Below are 23,909 nucleotides of genomic sequence, written 5' to 3'. Positions count from 1 at the left end.
TTCACTACTCTAACTAAAAGGCTTTCTATGTGATATTAATCCTGATGAACCGCCGGATACGGGACCGTATGTCCGGTGGTGTGAGAGGACGGTAGATAAATTAATTATCTACCTCCTACTCGATTGAGCATTTGTGAAATTAATTCTGCTGCTGTTTTTTTTGTCAATGTTTCAAAATTGATTTCTATCTCCAAATCATGGGACAGTTTTTTTATGGTTTCCAGTTGTCTTTTGGTGGGAGGATCTTCCGAGACGCCAGGGTGGATACTTTCTTGGGAAGATGGTATTGACAGATCATGGCCTTCCAATTCTTTCAAATCAAGCTCTTCCAAGGCAGTCATGCCGATATTGGTAAAATCCCGGAGGGCTCGAGCTTTGGCCCGTGTGGATGCCATGCGGATGATGTGGGGAACAAGATTACTTCGGACGGAATTGGGACTGGCGTCGCCAAAATCTGTAAAATGCTTTTCTCCCGCTTCTATGGTGGCTTTGCAAACGGCTGTGTAATTGTTTTCAGGAGAAGGCAGCTGAACGATGTCTACGGTAATGGAAGTCAAATCCTGCTGGTGGGCAAGATCCAGCAAACCCTCATAGGTCACGTAGTTTCTGCCTTGGAGATTGATGATAAATTTTTCATTCAATGGCATAAAATCACCTGTCTTTTTTTTGTATGCTCCTTGTTATTATTTTTTCGTTTTGCAGCCAAAGTAAACGAGGATAATTATTCATACATAGGGAGAAATAAACTTTTCATATCATTGGGGTGGATTTCTATGGTATAATCATTTTGTGATATTTTGGGAATTGTTTTTTAAAAAAGACACTGTTTCATTGCAGCAAAGGAGGAGAATGATGAAGCTTAAGAGGATAGGAGCTGTGCTCTGTGCATCGATGATATTTCTGAGCAGCATGGTTGTTTATGGGGAAACCATTGATTCCATCAGTACCTTTATAAAAAACGGGAAAATTGTAGCCTATTCGGATTTCAGTGAAGAGGATGATTTTAAGAAGATCATTCCCATAGATCATCAATATAACGAATACATAAACTATGCCCACGGATATTCTTTGCAGTACCCCAATCATATGTATGTGGATGTATCCTTGTCGGCTGTAAAGACCTTGATATACGACCAGGATCGGAATATTGAGATTTATTATGACAATTTTCAGGGCACCCCAACTTCAGCGGCCGATTACATCGGCTACAGCAACCGTTTTCTAAAGAACAGCAGGGATCATGTTAAAGAGTATGAAGATACCCTCTATATCCATGGCATGAAGACCCATTTGTTAAAATGGAGCCGGGAGAAATTGCCGAAGGTGCATCATGATAAGAACTATTACGTCAGTGCAGAAATTGTAAAAAATTACCATGAAGTTTATACGATTATCATAAAATCTGCAAGGCCCTTCGAAAACTACGAGGATTATATGAATATCATCAGCAGTTTTCGAATCGTAGAACGGAAAGGAACGCCTAAAATCTATATGGAACATCTCCCTGTCCATAAAAATTTTGACGAAGAAACAAAGGCTTTCTATGAAAAGTATTTTGTAAACAGCAAAGATTTGAAATGGGGGATTTTCGAATACTCTGCTCCAAAGGATTTTGGATTTCTCCATTCTCTGGAGGAAAAATTGGATTATACTTTTGAATTTTTAGTTTTATATCAGTCATTTTCCAGCAACGGTTTTCCCATGGAGGAGATGAAAAATGCCTACGAGCACCATCGGTACGTGGAGCTGACCTTGCAGACCATGTATATGGACGGAAGGGATAATTCCGGCGTTACTTATGATATATTAAAGGGGAAGTACGACAGCTTTTTTCATGAATATGCCAAGCAAGCCAAACAATTCGGACATCCCATACTCTTTCGATTGAACAATGAGATGAATGGGGACTGGTGCGTGTATTCCAGCTACCACAGTTCAAAGGATCCGGAGATGTTTAAGGCCGTATGGAAGCATGTGTACAATATTTTTCAAAGGGCAGGAGCCGATAATGTCCTGTGGGTATGGAATCCCCATGATGGTTCATTCCCGAATTTTGCCTGGAATCATTATTTAAACTACTATCCCGGGGATGCCTATGTGGATATTGTAGGGTTGACAGGCTACAATGCCGGCACTTATTATCCGGGGGAAAAATGGAGAGGGTTTCAAGAAATCTATATACCCCTTTATGAGGAATACGACCGACTCTTCAAACAACCCTTGATGATAACGGAATTTGGATCCAATTCTGTAGGGGGAGATAAAATTCAGTGGATTCATGAAATGTTTGATACCATGAAAACATTCGAAAGGATCAAGGTGGCCATATGGTGGAACGGGATAGATTGGGATAAACATATGAATCCCGCGAGAATCTACCGATTGGATCAAAGTCCTGAAATGATCAATACATTCAGGGAAAGACTGAAGGAATACCGGTAGGATAGTTTCGACGGCCGGTCGCCGGCAATGGATATGGATTGCATAAAAAAAGATAACCCCTATCAGGGATTGATGGAATTTTCGTACCGTATTACCATCTCGCAAGATACAGAATGAATTGGTGTTGAACACAATCCGTTCTGTATTTTGCTATGTGCCTAAAACCAAGAAATTGCAAAGCATATACGAATGTGATGGGAGAAACATTTCTATAGTATTTTGAATAAAATACATTAGGACCGGGTATATAAATTTAACATTGAAAGAGCCAATATATTATGATAACTTAATATATATGGATGAGACAAAAAATAGTGCTATGGGACTAGCGATAGGAAATTCGGAGTTTTTATATATTAAGGAGTGGACATCGTGAGGGAGGAAATAAGTTCTGGCGGTGTAGTGATTTTTGGCAATGCTATACTGCTGTTGCGTAAATATAATGGGGATTGGGTGCTGCCAAAGGGAAAGGTGGAAGAAGACGAGGATACCAGTGCTGCTGCCGTAAGGGAAGTATTCGAAGAGGGTGGCGTAAAGGCAGAAGTTGTGAAGTATCTTGGGAAAATACATTATTCTTTTAAAAATAGCTGGCAGAATCAAGAGGTTGTCAATAAAACGGTCCATTGGTATTTGATGAGGGCAAGGAGTATGGACTGCAATCCTCAAAAAGAAGAAGGATTTATAGAAGCGAGGTTTGTCCACATGAATCGGGCTGCAGAAATGGCGAAGTATGACGACGAAAGGGATATTATTGCAAAGGCTATCCAAGAAATGAATGCCAACCAGGGCTAGATTTTCTTGAAATTTGATAGGGGGATATATCCTATTCTAACGGATCGGCTTTCTATCACCGCGACAATCCATTGCACTGCAAGCTGTCAAAACTTTATCTTTTCCTATGGATGAGAACAAAGACCTCACAGCCGTGAGATCTCAGTCTATAGAAAAAGTAATAGAATAAGTAAGAACCCTTGAGATTTAGGCTTCGTCGCGAATCAGCAAGCCGCTTTTTTCTTAATTTTTATTTAGAAAAGCGGCGCAGGTCTGAGCAGGAAGCCAAATCTCAAGGGTTTGCCTACAAGCAAAGACCTCACAGCCGTGAGGTCTTTGTTGCGTTATCGATTTTGAGGAATAAAGGTTGAGCAAAGTGCATCATCACTTGTATGGGCACGTCCTGCATGTTTGGGATTTACTTCGATTTTGTCAGCATGGCAGTAGTCATTTTTATAAAATCTGCAGTTGGAAACATGGCACATAACTTCCATTTTTGGATGAGCTCCTGATTGCATAATATTACACCTCCTCATATATTTTCATATATATTTTGCACCGATGGACATAAAATTATTTCATCCAAAATTAGTAAAGAAAAATACAAAATTTTTAAATAATATCATCATAAATTGATATAAACTTACGTAAATTATGTTATAATAATATGAAATATATACTTATCCTCAAGATGGATTGCATATGACAGAAAAGTTTTGAAGCGGGTGATCCTATGTCTTTTTCCATGGAAACAAAAAACGAGTTGTCAAGGTTAGTATCGGAGGATTACTGCTGCCAACTGGCGGAATTGTCTGCCTTGATCCGCATGAGCGGCACCATTCAACTGGCAGGTTTTCAAAAGGTCAATATCAAGATCGCAACGGAAAATGCAGCGATTGCAAGGAAAATCTTTACGTTGCTCAAAAAATGTTTTGGCATTCATACGGAATTGATGGTAAAAAAGAATAAGGTATTAAAAAAGAATAATCATTATATGATGATCATCAACAGCAGTGCCGGGGCAAACGATATCTTGCAGAAATTAGGTATTTTGCGGGTAGATGATGGTCAATTTTCCATAGATTATTCGATCCCCCATGGATTGGTGAAAAATAGGTGCTGTAAAAGAGCCTATTTGCGGGGAGCTTTTCTGGGGGCAGGATCTGTCAGTGATCCTGAAAAAACCTATCATTTGGAGTTTGTAACAAGCAGTGAGGAGCACAGCGAGGATTTAAAGGATTTGATCAATGAATTCGAGTTAGGGGCAAAGATCGTCCAACGGAAGAATAGTTATGTGGTGTATTTAAAAGAAGGAGATCAAATCGTGGATTTGTTAAATATCATGGGAGCCCATACAGCTTTGTTGAATCTCGAAAATATACGCATTGTAAAACAAGTGAGGAATAATGTGAACCGCATCGTAAATTGTGAGACGGCAAACCTTAGCAAAATTGTAAACGCTTCCATGCGGCAAATTGAAAACATTGAATATATTGAAAGGACCCATGGATTTAAGATACTTCCTGACGGATTAAGGGAAATTGCTGAATTGCGCTTGCAGTATAAAGAAGCAAGCCTGAAGGAACTGGGACAGATGCTCACGCCGCCTGTGGGGAAATCAGGTGTGAATCATAGATTGAGAAAAATAGAGAAAATTGCAGAGAAAATAAGGCAAAAAGAGGGGGATGTACAGCGATGATGACAAAGGAGGTAACCATTAACAATAAGCTCGGTCTCCATGCACGACCTGCAGCTTTATTTGTGCAAACGGCCAATAAGTTTGTCTCTGATATCATTGTGGAAAAAGGGACAAAAAAGATTAATGCCAAAAGTATCATGGGCATCATGTCTCTCGGTGTAGGAAAGGGAGATACCATTCGCCTCATCACTGACGGACCAGATGAGGAAGAGGCCCTGGAGGAGTTGATGGATTTTATTGAAAATAAGCTGTTGGAATTGTAAACTACTCGCTGTCGAGTAGTTTTTTAAATATCAACTTTTCCAACAGAAAATAAGCATTTAATACCATAAAAAAAAAGAAGTATTTTAGAGGATTTTCCAGGGAAATGTCGAAAAAAATATTATCCTGAATTTGCCATCAACTTGCTGGAGGCCATCATGCATAGGATAAAGATCGACTTTATAAAAAACGGTATGATCGCAGCAAAGAATATCTATACCAGCGATGGAAAGCTTTTGATTACAGCCGGTGTAGAGCTAAAAGAAATTTATATTCACAGATTGAAGGAATTGGGCATTGGGGAGATTTACATACATGCAGAGGAAACGGCAGATGTGATTATCGAAGATATCATCCGGGAACAAAATCGATTGGAGGCAAAAAAACTTGTCCAAAAGGTGATGGAGGATCTTCGACTGGGGAAAAGCATCGATACATTGGAAATATATCAGCAAGTGACTTCCATCATCGATGATTTGTTGCGTAAAAAAGATATTATGGTTCACCTTTGTGATATTCGTGCTGCGGATGATTATACTTTTGCCCATTCTGTCAATGTGTGTGTGCTGTCGATTCTTGCAGGCATATCCCTGGGGTATGATGATAGGAAACTGCAACAATTGGGGGTAGGGGCACTATTGCATGATATAGGAAAAATGTGGATATCCCTTTATATTCTGAATAAGCCAGATCTACTGAATGATGAAGAATTTAACGAAATCAAAAGGCATGCGGAAATTGGCTATGAGATGCTCCGCAGAATTCCGGAAATGGAGGGGGATGCAATCGTTGTAGCTTTAACCCATCATGAGCGGTATAACGGCAGCGGATACCCCTTTGGAAAAAAAGGGGAAGATATTCATGAATACGCCAGAATCGTGGCCATTGCCGATGTTTATGATGCACTAACCAGTGATCGGGTGTACAAGAAAAAAATTCTTCCCCATCAGGCCATGACGTATGTGATTTCTACAGCCGGAAATTTGTTTGATCCTCAAATGGTGAAGCATTTTGTAAAGCATATAGCAGCCTATCCCGTAGGGTATCTTGTGAGCTTAAATACCGGGGAGAAGGGAATTGTTGTGGATGCAAACCATCATTTTCCCACAAGGCCTAGGGTGAGAATTCTCTACGACGCAAAGGGAAAAAAGCTGATGAACAGGAAAGAGATAGACTTAACCCAGCATCCTTCCCTTGTGATTACCGATGTATTAGAAAAACTATGATAGATTTGATATAATAGGGTATGAATTGTGTTTCATACCTTTTATCTTTTTTTTAAAGGTGGTAATGGAAAATGACGAAAAATGAACAGATTTTATTATATATTCAAGGTTTGCCCATAGGAAGCAAAATATCCGTCCGGCAAATAGCCCAGGCCATGGAGGTCAGCGAGGGGACAGCCTATAAAGCTATTAAGGATGCCGAGGTGGAGGGAATTGTCAGCACTATACCCAGAGTAGGGACCATCCGGGTGGAAAAAGTAGAGGATAAAAGAATTCAGCAGCTTACCTTTGCAGAAATTTTAAATATTGTGGAGGGGCATGTGATCGGAGGCCATGAAGGGATCTATAAGACGATTAGTAAATTTGTCATTGGTGCCATGGCCCTGGAGGAGATTGCAAAATATATTTCTGAAGGGGATCTCCTCATTGTGGGAAATCGAGATGATGTCCATAAACTTGCTTTGGACAAAGGCTGTGCCATTCTGATTACAGGAGGATTTTCCTGCAAGGAAGAGATCAAGAAAATGGCTAATGAAAAGAAACTGCCCATTATCTCTACCAGCTATGATACCTTTACCATTACCTCCATCATCAACCGCAATATTCAGGAGAGGCTGATCCGAAAGCAGGTTCTTCTGGCTGAAGGGATTATGCCCAAGAAGCTGCATTATTTAGAAAACACCTGCAAGGTCAGAGATATGAAACGAATGATAGAGGCGACAGGGCACAGCAGATTTCCTGTGGTAGATAAGAATATGCATGTCATTGGCATTGTTACACCCAGGGATATTGCAGGTGCTGACGATGGAGACTCCATTGTGGACTTGATGACGGAGGATCCTATCACCATAGACAAGAATACGTCCGTTGCCTATGCATCCCACGTGATGATCTGGGAGGGCATTGAAATGGTTCCTGTGGTGGACGGCAAGAAACTAGTGGGTGTCGTCACAAGGCAGGATGTGATCCGGGGTCTGCAATATATTCGAAATCAGCCCCATATGGGAGAGTCCTTTGAAGATATTCTGTTTCATCACTGCAAGGTGGAGGAGACGGAGAACGGACTGAAACTGACGGGGGAAATTACACCCATGATGCTGAACGATCTGGGAATTGCTAGTGCTGGGGTCCTAGTAATGCTGATGTCTACCGCCGGACATTTGGTCATCAAAAAGCAGAAGCATCTCGACAGCGTCATTGACAGCTTTATGGTTTATTTTATAAAGCCCCTGCAAATGGAAAATAAGATTGAAATACAGGCGGAGATTCTCAACATGGGTCGAAAATTCTACAAGGTGGATATATTGGTTTTCCATGAAAAGGAAATTGTATCAAAGGCAATGATGTCGGCCAAATTGCTAAAGAGATAGATGATCGGTGGAAAGGAGGTAAATATGAGGGATTTTGTTCATCTCCATGTGCATACAGAGTATAGTTTATTGGATGGATTTGCAAGGATTTCAGAACTGGTGAAGGTGGTAAAGGAATTGGGCATGAAGGCCGTGGCTATTACGGACCATGGATCCATGTTCGGTGTGATTGACTTTTATAAGCAGGCCAAAAAGCATGGGATTAAACCGATCATTGGCTGTGAGGTATATATGGCTGCCAGGACCATGTATGATAAGGATCCTGTAAAGGATAAAACCCAAGGGCACTTGGTGCTTTTGGCCAAGAATATGACGGGCTATAAAAATATCATGAAACTGGTTTCCAAGGGCTATATTGAAGGTTTTTATTATAAGCCCCGGGTGGATTTGTCCCTGCTGGAGAAGCACAGGGAGGGGATCATTGCCTTAAGTGCCTGTGTGGCGGGGAATGTCCAAAGGGAATTGCTGAATGACCACTATGAAGGGGCCAAACAAGAAGCCTTGAAACTGCAAGCCATATTTGGAAGAGGAAATTTCTATCTGGAATTGCAGGATCACGGCATGGAAGAGCAGCGAAAAGTGAATCATGGACTGGTCCGTTTAAGCAAGGATACGGGAATCCCCTTGGTCGCTACCAATGATGTCCATTATTTGCGGCGGGAGGATGCGGAGATTCATGATATTCTTCTCTGTATCCAGACGGGGAAAACCCTGGAGGATAAGGAACGCTTGAAATTTTCTACCCGGGAGTTTTATGTGAAGTCGCCGGAAGAAATGGAGAAGCTGTTTCCCTATGCTCCAGAGGCATTGGATAATACGCTGAAAATTGCAGAAATGTGCAATGTGGAATTTGATTTTCATCAGATTCATTTGCCGAAATATGATGTGCCCTATGGATATGATGCCAACACTTATTTAAGGGAATTGTGCTATCAAGGGCTAAAGGATCGGTATGGAAATCCCGACCAGGAACTTAAGAACAGGCTGGATTATGAGCTGAAAACCATCGAAGATATGGGCTATGTAGAATATTTCTTGATTGTATGGGACTTTATCCGCTATGCCAAGGAAAACAAGATCATGGTGGGACCAGGCCGAGGATCGGCCGCGGGCAGTATTGTGGCCTATACTTTAGGAATTACGGATATTGACCCCATCAAGTATAATCTGATCTTTGAAAGATTCTTGAATCCTGAAAGAATCAGCATGCCTGACATTGATATCGATTTCTGTTTCGAAAGAAGACAGGAAGTGATTGATTATGTCATCGAGAAATATGGGAAGGAAAAGGTAGCCCAAATCATTACCTTTGGAACAATGGCTGCCAGAGCAGCCATTCGGGATGTGGGAAGGGCTATGAATATGCCCTACGCCAAGGTAGATGCCATCGCAAAGCAGATCCCGTTCCAGTTGGGTATGACCATCAACAAGGCCCTGGAGTTGAACAAAACATTGAAGGATATGTATGATACCGACGAGGCAGCTCGATACCTGATTGATGCGGCAAAGGCGTTGGAGGGAGTGCCGCGACATGCTTCTACCCATGCGGCCGGCGTGGTGATTTCCAAGGAAGCCATCGATGAATACGTACCCTTGTATATGCATGACAACGGCATCACAACCCAGTTTCCCATGGGAACTCTGGAGGAATTGGGCCTATTAAAAATGGATTTTCTGGGGCTTAGAAATCTTACGGTAATCCGGGATGCCTTAGATTTGATAGAAAAAAATCACGGCATCAGGATTGATTTTTCTAAGATGAGCTACGATGATCCAAAGGTTTATGAAATGATCAGCAGAGGAGAGACCTTAGGCGTTTTCCAGTTGGAAAGTCCGGGCATGCGGCAATTTATGAAGGATTTAAAGCCGGACTGTTTTGAGGACATTATCGCCGGGATTTCTCTGTTTAGACCGGGGCCCATGGATTCTATACCCAAGTATATTGCCTACAAAAATAATCCCGCCGCCATCAAATATTTACATCCCAAGCTGGAACCCATCCTGAATGTTACCTACGGCTGTCTGGTATATCAAGAACAGGTGATGCAGGTGGTGCGGGATTTGGGAGGATACTCCTATGGACGTAGCGATCTGGTGCGCCGTGCCATGGGCAAGAAAAAAATGGATGTGATGGAGCAGGAAAGACAGTATTTTATCTATGGGAAAATCGATGCAAAGGGCAATATCGAAATCCCTGGATGCATAAGAAACGGGGTTTCCGAGGAGATCGCAAATCAGATTTATGATGATATGATTGATTTTGCCAAATATGCATTCAACAAGTCCCATGCTGCCGCCTATGCGGTTTTAGGTTATCAAACAGCTTATTTAAAATGCTATTATCCGGTGGAATTTATGGCGGCCCTCATCACCAGTGTCATGGGGAACTCCTCCAAGGTAGCCCAGTATATTCAAGATTGCAAAAGAATGAATATCGAAATTTTGCCTCCTAGTGTCAATGATAGTGATGCAAAATTTACTGTGGAGAAGGGAAAAATACGATTTGGATTGCTGGCTGTAAAAAATGTGGGATTGTCAGTGATTGAGGCAATCATGGAGGCAAGGCGTCAAAAAGGGAGATTTGTGAGTTTCATGGATTTCTGCGACAAGGTGGATACCAGGGAAATGAACAAAAGGGCCATGGAAAGCTTGATCAAATGCGGGGCCTTTGATCATATGGGTGCCTATCGGGCTCAATTGCTGGCTGTCTATGAAAAAGTTCTTGAAGGAATTCATCAAGACAGGAAGCGAAATATCGACGGCCAGATGTCATTATTCAGCACCTTTGAAGAGGTAATGCCCCAAACTATGAAAGAAGATGTTTTGCCCAATGTGGCCGAATTTCCGTCCAAAATTTTGCTAGCCATGGAAAAGGAAATGCTGGGCTTGTATATCAGCGGCCATCCTTTGGCTGAATATGCAGAGGAGATCAAAGAGATTTCTACAGTGACCACGGGGGATCTCTTGGACCTGAGGGATGAATTTGAAAACAGCGATCTGAAAGACGGTTCCTATGTGCGGATGGCAGGACTGGTAGTTCATCGCCAGAATAAGGTGACGAAAAACAACCATATGATGGCCTTTATCAGCCTGGAAGATCTGTATGGCACCGTAGAGGTACTGGTTTTTCCCAATGTGTATGAAAAATATGTTAGTCTTCTTACGGAGGATAGTGCCGTGATTGTTGAGGGAAAAATCAGTATGAAAGAGGATGAGCAACCCAAGATCATCGCAGAAAAAATATTGCCCTTGACCAAGAAGCAAAAATATGCAGGGGAAAAGGACAACGGGGAAAAGATGAAGCTCTGTTTAAAAATAAGCAGAGACAAGGATATCTCTCTGATTGAACAGATGAAACCGACCTTGGAAAAATGGAAGGGAAATGTGCCGGTATATCTGTATGTTGAAGGCAAGGACCGCAAAATGCAGGTGATGAAAGCAGACAAAAGTCTTTGGGTGAAAATCCATAGGGAATTGCTGGAGGAATTAGAAAAGATGCTGGGACATGGATGTGTAAAGGTCCATGAATCGGATCCGCTTTCATCTAATCCTTCCCACTTGGGTGTTGGGTGATGAAGAAGATTCTGGCATTCGCTGGAGAACGGAGGACTTTGGCATAAGAACAATGGCTTTTGATGCAGGGGAGGATATATTGAAATTTACTTAGATTTCGATTAAAATAGAAACAAAATGAACTACTCCAAAAAGGAGGGCCTATCGATGTGGACAGTTGTATATATGGCACATAATAAAGAAGATGCGGAAAAGATCAAGAAAACTTTAAGCAAAGAAGGATTTCTGGTAAAAATTAGGCCAATTGGTAAAGAGGACAACAGGGTATACGAGGTGTTGGTTCCTAACGGAGAAGTTGAGGAAGTACACGAGGCTTTAATAGATCTCGGGCTATAAGGGAGAAAGCAAAAAGGGAAAGACCCTCTCCTGAGGGGCTTTCCCTTAAGAAATGTTTAGAAATATGAGAAAATATTGAAAAAAGAAAGGGGATTCAGGGACAACATGCGAAAAATTGGCGTACTGACAAGCGGCGGGGATTCGCCAGGAATGAATGCTGCCATCCGGGCCGTGGTAAGATCGGCCATATACCATGATATCAAGGTGGTAGGAATTAAAAAAGGATATGAGGGTCTGATCAATGGTGACATAGAAGATATGAATTTATCTTCCGTGGCAGACATCATTCACCGCGGGGGTACCATACTAAGAACCGCCCGAAGTGAAGAATTTAAAGCAGAAAGGGGCTTCCAAAAGGCTCTCAATGTCATCAGCATCTTTGGAATCGAGGGGATTGTTGTCATCGGAGGAGATGGCTCCTTTCGAGGGGCAGAGAAGCTGAGCCAAGCAGGGATCAAGACCATCGGATTGCCGGGAACCATCGATAACGATTTAGCTTATACGGATTTTACCATTGGTTTTGATACAGCTGTCAATACCGTGGTCAATGCGATCAGCAATATCCGGGATACATCCACTTCCCATGGAAGGGCCAATATCATAGAAGTCATGGGAAGACATTGCGGAGACATTGCACTATATGCAGGATTGGCCGGAGGAGCCGAAAGCATTATTGTACCGGAAGTACCTTTTTCCATTGATGACATTTGCAAAAGGCTGATTCAGGGAAGAAACAGAGGGAAATTGCACAGCATTATTATTCTGGCAGAAGGTGTGTTGAAGGATTCTCATGAATTCGCAAAGCAGATTGAGGAAAAAACAGGGATTGAAACCAAACTGACGATTTTGGGACATATCCAAAGAGGTGGAAGTCCTACGGCTTTTGACCGGATTTTGGCAAGTCGTATGGGCGGCAGAGCCGTAGAGTTGATGATGGAGGATAAAACCAGCCGCGTGTTGGGAATCAAAGGGAATGAAATCATTGATATGGATATATCGGAAGCCCTTTCCATAAAGAAGGAAATCAATAAAAATCTGTACGAGCTGGCAAAGATTTTATCAATTTAAAATATCGGGAGGAATGTAGATGAGAAAGACAAAGATTGTTTGCACCTTAGGGCCTGCAAGCGAAAAGAAAGAAATACTTGAGAAATTGATAAGAAATGGAATGAACGTGGCAAGATTGAATTTTTCCCACGGAACCCATGAAGAGCATCTGAAAAGAATTCAAGCAGTAAAAGAGGTGAGACAGGAATTGGGATTGCCTGTGGCCATCCTGCTGGACACAAAGGGCCCCGAAATTCGAACAGGAAACTTCAAAAATGGAGAGGCCTTCCTGGAAGAGGGAAAGGAATATACTTTAACCACAAGGGAGCTTTTGGGGGATGAAAATATTTGCACCATTACCTATAAAGAACTTCCCGGAGATGTAAAAAAAGGAGATATGATCCTGATTGATGACGGGTTGATCGGGCTTCAGGTGGTGGAGGTTATGGGAAATACAGAGATTCGATGCATCATAAAAAATTCGGGTACGGTAAAGAACCACAAGGGCGTAAATGTCCCGGGGGTAAAAATCAATCTGCCCGCCATTACCCAAAAGGATTTGGAAGACATTCTGTTCGGCATTGAAAATGATATTGATTTTATCGCTGCATCCTTTGTGAGGAAGGCCTCTGACGTACTGGAAATCAGAAAAATTCTTGAGGACCACCATGCAGGGGATATCCAGATCATATCCAAAATTGAAAATGAAGAAGGGGTAGAGAATATTGACGAGATCATTGAGGTGTCCGACGGAATTATGGTTGCCAGGGGGGATCTGGGCGTAGAGATTCCCACAGAGCAAGTTCCTCTGGTCCAGAAAATGATTATCAAAAAGTGTAATGCCGCTGGCAAGCCCGTGATTACGGCTACCCAGATGCTAGATTCCATGATTCGCAATCCAAGACCTACCAGGGCGGAGGTAACGGATGTGGCCAATGCCATATTCGACGGCACCGATGCCATCATGTTGTCAGGAGAAACGGCAGCAGGAAAATATCCCGTAGAGGCTGTCAGCACCATGGCCAATATTGCAAAAACTGCAGAGGCGTCCTTGAATTATGAACAGATTCTAAAGGAAAAAGGCGTAGGGAAAGACAAGAGCATTACCGATGCCATCAGTCATGCCACTTGTACGACAGCCCAGGATTTGGGAGCATCGGCCATTATTACGGCTACTTCCTCCGGCCATACGGCAAGGATGGTTTCAAAGTTTAGACCCAAAGCACCGATCATTGCCACAACTACCAGTCAGAAGGTTGCAAGGAAGCTGGCGTTGACCTGGGGAACTTATCCTTTGGTGATCCGAGAAGCAAAATCAACGGATGAGGTCTTTGATGCGGCCATTCAAAAAGCCTTGGCGACAGAACACATCAAAGGCGGCGACTTGATTGTCATTACAGCAGGAGTGCCTGTAGGTGTTGCAGGGACCACCAATACCATCAAGGTACATATTGTAGGAGAAATTCTGGTAAAAGGTACGGGCGTTGGAAAAATTGCTGCCGTAGGGAAGGTTTGTGTAGCCAACCAGCCTGAAGAAGCCGAGAAAAAGTTTGTTGAAGGAGACATTTTGGTTTCCGTGGCTACAGATAAGGATATGGTCAAATATATGGAGAAGTCCGCAGCAATTATCGTGGAAGAAGGAGGACTTACATCCCATGCTGCCATTGTGGGCTTGCATCTAGGCAAGCCTGTGGTTGTGGGGGCTGCCGATGCCACAAGGATTTTAAAGGACGGAATGACTGTGACGGTGGACAGCATCAGAGGATTGGTATATCAGGGAAAAACCCATGTATTATAAAAGGATTTGATAGAAAAAATATGGACGAACCGGCACTCAGACTAAAGACAAAAAAATACAATGCCTGCAAATCCGGCCGAACTGGTAACAGTTTGGCTGTCTTTGTTTTAAGAAATATGTTCTGGGGATATAATGAAATTGGCAGGAAAAGAGGAGGGAATGGAAGAATAAGAATAAGGGACCGGCAAAAAGGAAGGGAGGCTTGCACGATGTATGCAAATGATGCGGTGGTCCGGGTAAGGTATGAAGAAACAGATCAGATGGGTGTGGTATACAACGGAAACTATTATACATGGTTTGAGGTGGGAAGATCGGAATTTTTCCGTTCTTTAGGGTATACTTATGCCCAAATGGAAAGGGAGGGAGTGATCCTGCCTGTGATTGAAAGCGGTTGCACATATAAGGTGCCCGCCAAGTATGATGACGAGGTAGTAATTCGAACAAGAATTAAAAACTTGAAAGGTGTGAGGCTGGAATTTGCCTATGAAGTCATTCGCAAGGAAGATGGAGAACTACTGGCCCTTGGGAAAACTGTCCATGCCTTTGTGGATAAAAGTCTGAAACCCGTAAATTTCAAAAAAGCCAATCCAAAGGTGTGGGAGATATTGCAGCAATGCCTAAAAGGAGTGAGCTAATATGTTGATGCGTTTTATTTTGTTATTTACATTGGTCCCTTTGGTGGAACTGGCAATTCTTTTCAAAATCAATCAGTATATCGGTTTTGGCTATACCTTGGGAATCGTCGTTCTGACGGGGGTACTGGGGGCTTATCTGGCCAAATCTCAAGGCAAACAAATCCTGACGCGAATCAAGATGGAGATGATGGAAGGCCGGATGCCGGGGGAAGAGCTGATTAACGGTTTATGTGTACTCATCGGCGGGGCTATGCTCCTGACCCCCGGTATCCTTACGGATACAGTGGGATTTATTCTTGTGATTCCTTTTCCCAGGGAAATTGTGAAGATGTATGTCAAGAGTAAATTTAGAAAGATGATTCATGAAGGAAGCGTGCATATGTATTTCAGATGGTAGGGAACAGAGGAGGAATGGCCTTGGAAAAAAGAGTTTTAGGGAAAACAAGATTAGAAGTATCTGTTGTAGGCTTTGGGGGAATCCCTCTGCAGAGAGTAGATCGAGATACGGCAAGAGAACTGATTCACCGGGCTTCTGACCTAGGGATGAACTTTATCGATACGGCCAGGGGCTATACAGTCAGTGAAGAACTGATCGGCCATGCCCTAAAGGGATGTCGGGAAAAATGGATTATTGCCACGAAATCTACGGCCAGGACCTATGCAAGTATGAAATCTGACGTGGAAATCAGCTTGAGAAATTTACAGACAGACTATATCGATCTGTATCAATTTCATTTGGTAAAAACACACGAGCAATTCGATGAGATTATGGGGGAAGATGGAGCCTACAGGGCCCTTCAGGAGGCACAGAAGGAAGGAAAAATTGGACATATCGGCTTTACTACCCATGATTTGGGTATGCTGGAAAAGGCTATAGATTCCGGATATTTTTCTACCGTTCAGTTTCCCTATAATATCATTGAAAACCAAGGGGAAAAATTATTTGAGAAAGCCAAGGCTGCCCATATCGGTGTCATCGCCATGAAACCTTTGGCAGGGGGTGCCATAGAAGAAGGTTCCCTTGCCCTTCGATACATATTGGAAAATCCCCATGTCACCACGGTCATTCCCGGTATGGACCATATAAAGCAGGTGGAGGAAAATGGGGCTGTAGGAAATGAACGGCTGAAAATTACGGACGTGGAAAGGGAAAAGATTCAAAAGATTGCCCGGGAATTGGGAGAAAACTTTTGTCGGCGATGCGGTTACTGCGGTCCTTGTCCTCAAGGGGTAGATATACCTACCCAGTTTATATTGGAGGGATATTATTTACGATATGAATTGCAGGATTGGGCCCGGGAAAGATATGTTGCCCTTGCCAAAAATGCAAAGGATTGCGTGCAATGTGGTATTTGCGAACCCAAATGTCCTTATCATTTGCCCATTCGAAAAATGTTGGAACGGGTAAAAGAAAATTTATCATAATATTTACAACATCTATTGGATTTTATTGGTATAAAGTTCTAAATAATGTATAATAATCTATAGTAGCCTTTGTTTTCAAGCGGTAACTGATTCTAAGCGTTATGCTTTTCCATGGCACAAACAGTCTATGTGCCATATTTTTTTGTGGATTTGCCTGAGGATTTTGCACCGGATTTTTGTCAAAAAAGAAAATCCCATCGATAGGGGATTCTCTACAGGAGTTGTGGGCTGTTATTGGATTTCCGGATTGATGAACAGCGGCCTTTTGAAATAGGTCGAGAGATTCATGTTGCCAAAGGCATCCACAGGCTGATTTTCTACTAGGATTTTTATCTGGTTTATGCCTTGGATGCTGGTATAGCTGTATGCAATGGCATCCAAAATCATTTTTTGCAGGTCTGGGCGGTTGGGATATGCATTTAGGAATTCTTTTGAGACGTTCAGGGTCAGTCGGTTGCCCTCCAAGGTATAGTTGAGAAGATCTATATCTTGGGGGATAGGTGCCATGAGGTTTGACAGCTTCTTGCCTGCGATTTCCCCGGTTTTTAATGTACGGAAGATGCTTTCGTATGGCTGATCCTGATTTTCTAAGGGGACAGGCACAAGCAGAAGTCTTTTTCTCTGATGGTCAAGTCCCAGGTATACCTTGGGATGGGGATTGGACGTAAAGATTTCACGGGTACTTTTTCCATAGAAGATATTATCGGATTCTTTTCCGTCTACCAGAAATTTCACCTGGTTGATGCCGGGAATGGCAGTCAAGGTAGTCACAAGGCTTTTTACGGCAAAATCGGCATCGGTGGGATTTTGATTGTATCGATTCAAATCATCAGAGGTCAGATGCAGGATGGCCATTCCTTTGCGTACTTGAATCTTTTTTACTTCCGGGATTGGGGACAGGAAACCAAATACATCCGATCCTTTTCTCATGTTTTCAATGGTTGCCCGCAGGGGAGCTCTGCTATATTTTACAAAGCGGGTAATGGGAACAAGGTACTGCATGTCTTCAGCAATGGGAAAATATAAGGTCAATCCCATCATTCCCTGCCCTGTCCTATCAGTTGCAGGGATATAGGCTGAAATGGTAGAATAGGTTATGTTCAGCGTCAAAGGCTCCACTTTTTTTAATTCCTCTGCCCGTGCATAAATGCGTACCACATATGTACCATCGGGCAGGTTGAGGTTTTGTTGTGATAAATCCAATGCGTAGGTTAGCTTCCCATCAACGGGGTCCGGGTTTTGGGGCCCCGCCTTGACAAAATTTTCGGAGGTCAATCTTTTTACCATTTGGTCATTCTGGAAAACTTCCAAAACCAAAGACGGATCCGTTATCCCAGTGAAAGATTGGGGCTCTGCACTTCTGACATAGAGCCGGAAACCGGAGGGATTCTCCAGATCCAAAGTATCGGGATCTCCAGCATAGACAAACTCTGCCGGAGAATCTTTTGCAGGCAGTTTCGGCAGATGAAAAGAAAAATTCATATCCATACCATTTTTTGCTATGGGAATCGTTGTGGAAGTAATACAAATAATACTGATCAGAAAGAGATTGAAAATTGAGCGGAACATGTCATACCTCCTTTATTTTCAAGGCTTGTCCGTGATTTATCCTATTAATACCATTATAAGGGATTTTTGATGGAGGGGAAAGGGGAGCAGGCAGATAAATTTATCCAAATTTTTCAAAACCTGCTGCCGAGAATATGATTGTACTTAGAATAGAAATTGAGTAAGGAGGGGATATACATATGAAGAACAGCGAGATAAAGGAAAATCAGACGTATGAGGTGCATATAGAGGACATTGGACACAATGGGGAAGGCATTGGTAGAATAGAAGGTTTTACCGTATTTGTCGATGGGGGTGTGCCGGGAGATGATTTGCGGGTCAAGATCCAACTGGTGAAAAAAAATTATGCCATGGGGAAAATGATTAAACTGCTCAATCCCTCTCCCCACCGGATTGCTCCGGTCTGCTCCATCGCCCATCAATGCGGTGGATGTCAGATACAGCACATTGATTACAGAGAGCAGCTTCGCCTAAAGACCAACATCGTAAAGGCCAATATTGAGAGGATCGGCAAATTGGAAGGGGTGGTGGTGCACGACGCCTTGGGCATGGAAAAGCCCAGTCGCTACAGAAACAAGGCGCAATTTCCTGTTGGTATTGTTGACGGAAAGGTAGTGGTGGGATTTTATAAGAAAGGAACCCATGATATTGTGGACACGGGCAGTTGTTATATTCAGCATGAAATCAATGATCACATCATTGAGATTGTGAAACAGTATATGACTCGCTACAAAGTTTCTGCCTATGATGAAACGACGGGCAAAGGATTGATTCGCCATATCTTGACAAAGGTGGGGTTTACCACGGGAGAGGTGATGGTCGTACTGATCACCAACGGCAGAGAGATGCCCCATAAGGAGCAATTGATTCAGCAACTGACCCATGAAATACCAGAAATAAAAAGTATTGTGCAAAATATCAATACCCAAAGAACTAACCGGATCCTGGGAGACGAATGTATTCTATTGTATGGCGAGGACAAGATCGTGGATTATATCGGAAATCTAAAATTTTATATTTCTCCTTTGTCTTTTTTTCAGGTAAATCCCATGCAAACCAAGGTGCTTTATGAAAAGGCCCTGGAATATGCCGATCTGAAGGGAGAAGAGACCGTATTTGACGTATATTGCGGCATCGGCACCATATCTCTATTTTTGGCCCAAAAGGCCAAAAAGGTGTACGGTATTGAGGCAGTGGACGCAGCCATTCAGGATGCTCGGGAAAATGCAAGGATCAACGGTATCAAAAATGCCGAGTTCTATGTGGGCAAGGCAGAGGAAGTGGTACCCCAATTGTATAAGCAGGGGATTACCGCCGATGTGGTAGTGGTAGATCCTCCGAGGAAGGGCTGTGATGCACAGGTGCTGGATACCATTGTGAAGATGAAACCTGAGCGTGTGGTGTACGTGTCCTGCAATCCAAGTACCCTCGCCAGGGACTTGAAGTACTTGGATGAGAAAGGATATAAGACGATAGAGGTACAGCCTGTAGACATGTTCCCCCACACGGCCCACACAGAAAGTGTTGTGAGGATTGAGAGGGTGAAAGGATGATGAATAAAGGATTTTGAGGATTTTGTCAGTTTTTGATTTCGAGTTAAGCCTTGAGTGTATAAAAAAGATATATCGTCAAGGTAATAGGGCTGCATTTAATATTGTGATAAATTTGATGTAGTATTTTACGAATGAAAGGTATATAATAATAGCAAAGAAGGAGGCGGTTATAAATGCCAAACATTAAACCCATATCAGATTTAAGAAATTACAACGAAATCCTGCGGGACATTGCCGTAGGTGAGCCAGTGTTTTTAACCAAAAATGGCAGAGGAAAATTTGCTATTATTGATATTACTGAATATGAGAAATTAAAGGCTTCACTAAAGCTGATGTCACAGCTTGCCCAAGGAGAACTGGCTGGAAGAGAGAAAGGATGGATGACAATAGAGGAAGTGGAAGCAGAACTGGGGATTGAGGATGTATAAGCTGAAAATTTCGCCTGAAGCTAAAGATGATTTAGCAGAAATTAAAGACTATATTTCTAAAGAACTTTGCAATCTACAGGCAGCTATAAACCTCGTTTCTAAAATCACCAAAAAGATACGTGGGTTGACAGAGTATCCTGGAATAGGTTCGCCACTATCTTCCGTCCTAGATATACAAACAGATTATCGTTTTCTTGTTTGTAACAATTCCTTGATATTTTACAGGTACGAAGATGGAATTGTTTTCGTGTCAAGAATCTTATACGGTAGACGGAATTATACGCGTACCCTATTCGGAGATTTGCTGGAGGATGAAGAAATATAGAATATAAAACTCAACTTTCGCACATAAAAATTCAAGCGAAAGCTCTGTAAATTAAGATTTTAAAACAAAAAACATTCCTATCTTGGTATAATAGAATCACGACAAACCACTACACCAAAGGAAAGGAATGTTTCTTGTAGATACTATTACACCAAATAAAGATATTAAATTGAAATCAACTGTTGATAAATTTTTTAAAAATAATAAGATTGGCTCCATTCTTAAACAATGTATTTTTTCTAAAGAGAACGGATTTCCATGTATTTCAATTTTTAAGTTTGTATTTTTGCTTGTGTTTACAGGTAAAAACCTATATCGCACACTCGAATCAAACTGTAATATGGATTTTTCAAAAGATACGGTTTATAGGTTTTTTAAACTCCTCAAGATTTAACTGGAGAAAATATCTGCTACTTCTATCATCATCAATTATAAAAAATAGTTTAACACCATTAACTTCTGACAAAAGAGTAAAGGTTCCTATTGTAGACGATTCAATGTATAGCAGAAGTAGGAGTAAATCTGTAGAACTTCTTGCAAAAGTATTTGACCATGTTCAAAGAAAGTATTTGAAAGGCTTTCGCCTATTAACTCTTGGATGGTCAGATGGAAATACATTTTTACCAGTAGCCTTTTCTTTACTTTCTTCAGAAAAAGAAGAAAATAGGCTTTGTAGTATAAGTAGCTCTGTTGATAAGAGAACCCATGGGTATAAACTACGTAAAGAAGCTATTAGAAAATCACCTTCCTTTATGATTGATATGATTTCTCAAGCTGTACAACAAAGAATTCCAGCATCTTATGTTCTATTTGACAGTTGGTTTACTTATCCTCAAATCCTAATAAAAATAGTTCAACTTAAATTGCATACTATATCTATGGTTAAGTCAATGTATAGAGTATATTACAATTATAATGGCAAAAAACTCAATCTTAACGACTTGTATGCTTCTTTAAAGAAGAAGCGAGGTAAGGCTAAAATATTATCGTCGGTCATTGTTGGTATTGGCTCTGATGAAAATGGTAGGGAAGTCAAAGCAAAAATCGTATCCTTGCTATATCAAAGAAAAATTAGTCTTTTGACCCTGCGAAAGTTGAGTAAACTATTAATAGAGTGATGAAGGATGCCCAAGCAATAGAGAATCAAAAGCGGCAGTGGGTATTATCATATCATGCTCCGAAGGAATGAGAGAAAGAGTACATTTAAAAGTGATGAGGGTAAACGACGATTTATGGAAATAGTGCACGAAAAGAAAGATAGGGATATATCTTATAAAACGTATATGAATGAAGAGTGCGACGAAACATTTATAGACATGAAGGAAGAGGTAGGGGTGATGGATGAAGCAGAAGCGAGAGAACTTTTTTGAAAGATTGCCTATGGACTAGGGGCTCAAAAACACTAGAAGGTGCAGATGGTAGACAGTCTGATAGAGGTACTTAGGGAAGGGCTAACCTGTCAACCAGGGGAGGATTGCTACTGTTTCCGGTTTAAACAAAAGGAAAAGGTCAATAGAATCCTGAGGAGTTGGACAGAAGAACCGTTCCTATGACTAAGGCCTATGCCTATCGAAGTTTTAATATACTGTTTTTCTATTTAATTTTTCTGGGTAGCCTCTTTTGGATGGAATCTATCATACAAAAGAGGCTTTTTGGTTTTTGTTATAACTCTGAGGTGGGAAGAATGATGGCAGATGGGTGATGTGGGTCGTGGTAAACCAGCTGTTCGGCAATGGCCATCTTCATTCCTGTACCAAGAGATTCGTAGGTCCCAAGGTTTCGATTCCAGCGCGGGAATGAACCGCTAGACACTTGAATACGGATTCGATGGCCTTTTTGGAAGCAATAGGCTGTCGGCCATAATTCGATCTTTATTTTTTTTATTCCGTCAGGTGCAGGATTTGGTCTGCCTGGAGCTAGTCGAAGTAAACCGTCACAGACATTCAAAGATTTTCCGGATGGATCAACATCACATACACGTACAAAGAAATCCGTATTCTCAAGAGTAGAACGGATAAAAAGCTCGGAAGATACTGGCCCGATGATTTCCATATCATAATCAAGAACATCACTTGTATATGTTAATACATCCGTACGTTCTTCAAGGAAACGATTATCCAAGACTGGTCGCCCTTGTCCGAAAGAGCGAAACCCACCTACGCTGGGCGTCGGATTGACAGGGTCATAACAATAGTGATCCGGCTCTGACACAGGAGGGAATTTAGCTGATAAGCCTCCGCTAGGTTGAAAATACAAATGTTGGTATTTTATATTAGCAGGTGGCCAGTATGGATATTCGCGCCACTCCTGTGAACCCATAACAAATATTCTCACCGGAGAATCTCTTAAGTTCTTACGGTCATTCAATAAATGTGCTCGCAGCCATATAAGTGCTTCATTTATCCCCATTGAAAATGCTTCAGTATCGAAATGTGTCCATGGCCCGATTGTAAGATAAGGTTCTTGCCCGGATTTTCTCAACAAATTATAATCCCTTATGGTACTTGGCAGCATAAAATCATGCCAGCCGCTGATCATGTGGTTTGGAGCAGTTACTTTGGAAATCATATGGCTATGATCGCCCGGTGCCCACCAATCGTCTTTTGGATCATCATGGATCAGCCAACTACGCCAGAATTCATATTCCTTTCCTGTCATCACTTTATCCAAATCGATAAGCGGGAGGTGCCATGCAATCTTCTTACGCCTTTTTCCGCCTAGTATTATATTGCCAAGATTTCTGAACATTGAGGCTTCCTGAGAATCTATCATGGACAGCCAGCCTAAAAGTACTTCTAACGAAAAAGCATTACCTGGGTAAACTATGCTGCGTAAATCAGAGCTTGTCATTTGAGTTGACATGGCTTTTAACATGGAGCCACCTTCATAAGCAATAGCCCATTGAGTAAAGCCAAGGTAGCTTTGCCCCAATGTACCCAGACAGCCGTCAAACCATGTTTGCTCCTTGAGCCATGATAATACTGCCACACCGTCTTCATGCTCTGTCATGAAGGGGGTCATTTCTCCCCCGGAGCCGCAGACACCCCTCCCGCTGACAATTACTACTTGAAATCCACGCTCTGCGATGATTTCACCCATATAACCGCCCTTCGTTCGGTCGGGATACATAGAGCGGATTAAAATCGTAGGTCTTTGGCCGAGTGTTCGTGGATAATAGTGATCTGCCAACAATATTACGCCGTCTGACATTGGGATTTTTAGATCCCTCTCAACTGCAATATCATAGGTTTCAGCAGGTGGAAGCTTAAGCATTTTGCTCATTATTCGGCTCATGAAACCCACAGGATCTCTCCTTTCTAGCTAGTTTCCCCTGAAAAAATAAAAGATTTTGATAGGCAAAAAGGAATTTGTGGCTCAAATGTAGAATTAATTATTATGAACATATGGGATATAGAATAAATTTCTCCAAGGAATCATTGAGCATATTCTT

General features: G+C 42.0%; 22 protein-coding genes. 18 read left to right on the top strand and 4 right to left on the bottom strand.

Annotation, left to right across the window (positions count from 1 at the left end; genetic code table 11):
- Positions 1–104: 104 nt before the first annotated feature.
- On the bottom strand, positions 105–641 hold the full coding sequence (locus AN619_RS10110; protein ID WP_157064983.1) for a hypothetical protein: 537 nt from the start codon (positions 639–641) through the stop codon (positions 105–107).
- A 211-nt stretch (positions 642–852) separates the two neighbouring features.
- On the opposite strand from AN619_RS10110, the gene AN619_RS10105 reads away from it, so the two are divergent.
- The gene (locus AN619_RS10105; protein WP_068556609.1) at positions 853–2,442 is read left to right on the top strand and encodes a glycoside hydrolase family 26 protein; all 1,590 of its coding nucleotides are present in this window, start codon (positions 853–855) and stop codon (positions 2,440–2,442) included.
- A 372-nt stretch (positions 2,443–2,814) separates the two neighbouring features.
- Positions 2,815–3,234 (top strand): NUDIX hydrolase, encoded by a 420-nt coding sequence (locus AN619_RS10100; RefSeq protein ID WP_068556607.1) that lies wholly within the window; start codon positions 2,815–2,817, stop codon positions 3,232–3,234.
- Between the two features lie 323 nt (positions 3,235–3,557).
- Here the strand turns inward: AN619_RS10100 and AN619_RS15640 are convergent, their stop codons facing one another.
- Entirely contained in the window at positions 3,558–3,731 is a 174-nt protein-coding gene (locus tag AN619_RS15640) for a DUF1540 domain-containing protein (RefSeq protein ID WP_083525081.1), read from the bottom strand.
- Between the two features lie 215 nt (positions 3,732–3,946).
- Here AN619_RS15640 and whiA point away from each other — a divergent pair, with 215 nt between their 5' ends.
- The 11 genes from whiA (at position 3,947) to AN619_RS10045 (ending at position 16,583) form a co-directional block, all read left to right on the top strand.
- Positions 3,947–4,912, top strand: a complete 966-nt coding sequence (whiA, locus tag AN619_RS10095) for a DNA-binding protein WhiA (RefSeq protein ID WP_068556601.1) — start codon at positions 3,947–3,949, stop codon at positions 4,910–4,912.
- Positions 4,909–5,175, top strand: coding sequence for an HPr family phosphocarrier protein (locus tag AN619_RS10090; protein WP_068556599.1), 267 nt, complete (start codon positions 4,909–4,911; stop codon positions 5,173–5,175). The genes whiA and AN619_RS10090 overlap by 4 nt, the downstream gene beginning before the upstream one ends.
- Positions 5,176–5,331: 156 nt before the next feature.
- The gene (locus AN619_RS10085; protein ID WP_068556597.1) at positions 5,332–6,399 is read left to right on the top strand and encodes an HD-GYP domain-containing protein; all 1,068 of its coding nucleotides are present in this window, start codon (positions 5,332–5,334) and stop codon (positions 6,397–6,399) included.
- 71 nt (positions 6,400–6,470) lie between these two features.
- Positions 6,471–7,769 carry a DRTGG domain-containing protein gene (locus AN619_RS10080; RefSeq protein WP_068556595.1) on the top strand — a complete coding sequence of 433 codons (1,299 nt, stop codon included), beginning with the start codon at positions 6,471–6,473 and terminating at the stop codon, positions 7,767–7,769.
- Between the two features lie 24 nt (positions 7,770–7,793).
- A complete protein-coding gene (locus tag AN619_RS10075) occupies positions 7,794–11,342 on the top strand; it encodes a DNA polymerase III subunit alpha (RefSeq protein WP_068556594.1) in 3,549 nt (1,182 codons plus the stop codon).
- A 147-nt stretch (positions 11,343–11,489) separates the two neighbouring features.
- Positions 11,490–11,678: a hypothetical protein gene (locus AN619_RS10070; protein WP_068556593.1), complete on the top strand. Its 189-nt coding sequence runs from the start codon at positions 11,490–11,492 to the stop codon at positions 11,676–11,678.
- Between the two features lie 105 nt (positions 11,679–11,783).
- On the top strand, positions 11,784–12,746 hold the full coding sequence (gene pfkA, locus AN619_RS10065) for a 6-phosphofructokinase (RefSeq protein ID WP_068556616.1): 963 nt from the start codon (positions 11,784–11,786) through the stop codon (positions 12,744–12,746).
- Positions 12,747–12,765: 19 nt separating this feature from the next.
- Entirely contained in the window at positions 12,766–14,523 is a 1,758-nt protein-coding gene (gene pyk / locus AN619_RS10060) for a pyruvate kinase (RefSeq protein ID WP_068556588.1), read from the top strand.
- 209 nt (positions 14,524–14,732) lie between these two features.
- Entirely contained in the window at positions 14,733–15,158 is a 426-nt protein-coding gene (locus tag AN619_RS10055) for an acyl-CoA thioesterase (protein WP_068556615.1), read from the top strand.
- Between the two features lies 1 nt (position 15,159).
- Complete coding sequence (locus tag AN619_RS10050; RefSeq protein ID WP_068556579.1) at positions 15,160–15,555, top strand: FxsA family protein; 396 nt, start codon at positions 15,160–15,162, stop codon at positions 15,553–15,555.
- A 14-nt stretch (positions 15,556–15,569) separates the two neighbouring features.
- Complete coding sequence (locus tag AN619_RS10045) at positions 15,570–16,583, top strand: aldo/keto reductase (RefSeq protein ID WP_068556578.1); 1,014 nt, start codon at positions 15,570–15,572, stop codon at positions 16,581–16,583.
- Positions 16,584–16,814: 231 nt separating this feature from the next.
- On the opposite strand, the gene AN619_RS10040 is transcribed toward AN619_RS10045, so the two are convergent.
- Positions 16,815–18,152, bottom strand: a complete 1,338-nt coding sequence (locus tag AN619_RS10040) for a GerMN domain-containing protein (RefSeq protein ID WP_068556576.1) — start codon at positions 18,150–18,152, stop codon at positions 16,815–16,817.
- 179 nt (positions 18,153–18,331) lie between these two features.
- On the opposite strand from AN619_RS10040, the gene rlmD reads away from it, so the two are divergent.
- The 5 genes from rlmD to AN619_RS10010 all read left to right on the top strand — a co-directional run bounded on the left by rlmD (position 18,332) and on the right by AN619_RS10010 (position 21,828).
- Entirely contained in the window at positions 18,332–19,705 is a 1,374-nt protein-coding gene (gene rlmD, locus AN619_RS10035) for a 23S rRNA (uracil(1939)-C(5))-methyltransferase RlmD (RefSeq protein WP_068556574.1), read from the top strand.
- Positions 19,706–19,878: 173 nt separating this feature from the next.
- On the top strand, positions 19,879–20,133 hold the full coding sequence (locus AN619_RS10030; protein ID WP_068556572.1) for a type II toxin-antitoxin system prevent-host-death family antitoxin: 255 nt from the start codon (positions 19,879–19,881) through the stop codon (positions 20,131–20,133).
- The gene (locus AN619_RS10025) at positions 20,126–20,458 is read left to right on the top strand and encodes a type II toxin-antitoxin system RelE/ParE family toxin (protein ID WP_068556570.1); all 333 of its coding nucleotides are present in this window, start codon (positions 20,126–20,128) and stop codon (positions 20,456–20,458) included. Before AN619_RS10030 ends, AN619_RS10025 begins: the two co-directional genes overlap by 8 nt.
- Before the next feature lie 182 nt (positions 20,459–20,640).
- Positions 20,641–21,576, top strand: a complete 936-nt coding sequence (locus tag AN619_RS10015) for an IS4 family transposase (protein ID WP_198153283.1) — start codon at positions 20,641–20,643, stop codon at positions 21,574–21,576.
- Between the two features lie 114 nt (positions 21,577–21,690).
- Complete coding sequence (locus tag AN619_RS10010) at positions 21,691–21,828, top strand: hypothetical protein (RefSeq protein WP_157064981.1); 138 nt, start codon at positions 21,691–21,693, stop codon at positions 21,826–21,828.
- Between the two features lie 292 nt (positions 21,829–22,120).
- Here AN619_RS10010 and AN619_RS10005 read toward each other — a convergent pair whose 3' ends face one another.
- Positions 22,121–23,740, bottom strand: coding sequence for a CocE/NonD family hydrolase (locus tag AN619_RS10005; protein ID WP_198153282.1), 1,620 nt, complete (start codon positions 23,738–23,740; stop codon positions 22,121–22,123).
- Between the last annotated feature and the right edge of the window lie 169 nt (positions 23,741–23,909).

This window comes from Thermotalea metallivorans (assembly GCF_001562415.1).
Lineage (GTDB): Bacteria > Bacillota > Clostridia > Peptostreptococcales > Thermotaleaceae > Thermotalea > Thermotalea metallivorans.
This window is presented reverse-complemented; position numbering and strand designations above follow the sequence as displayed.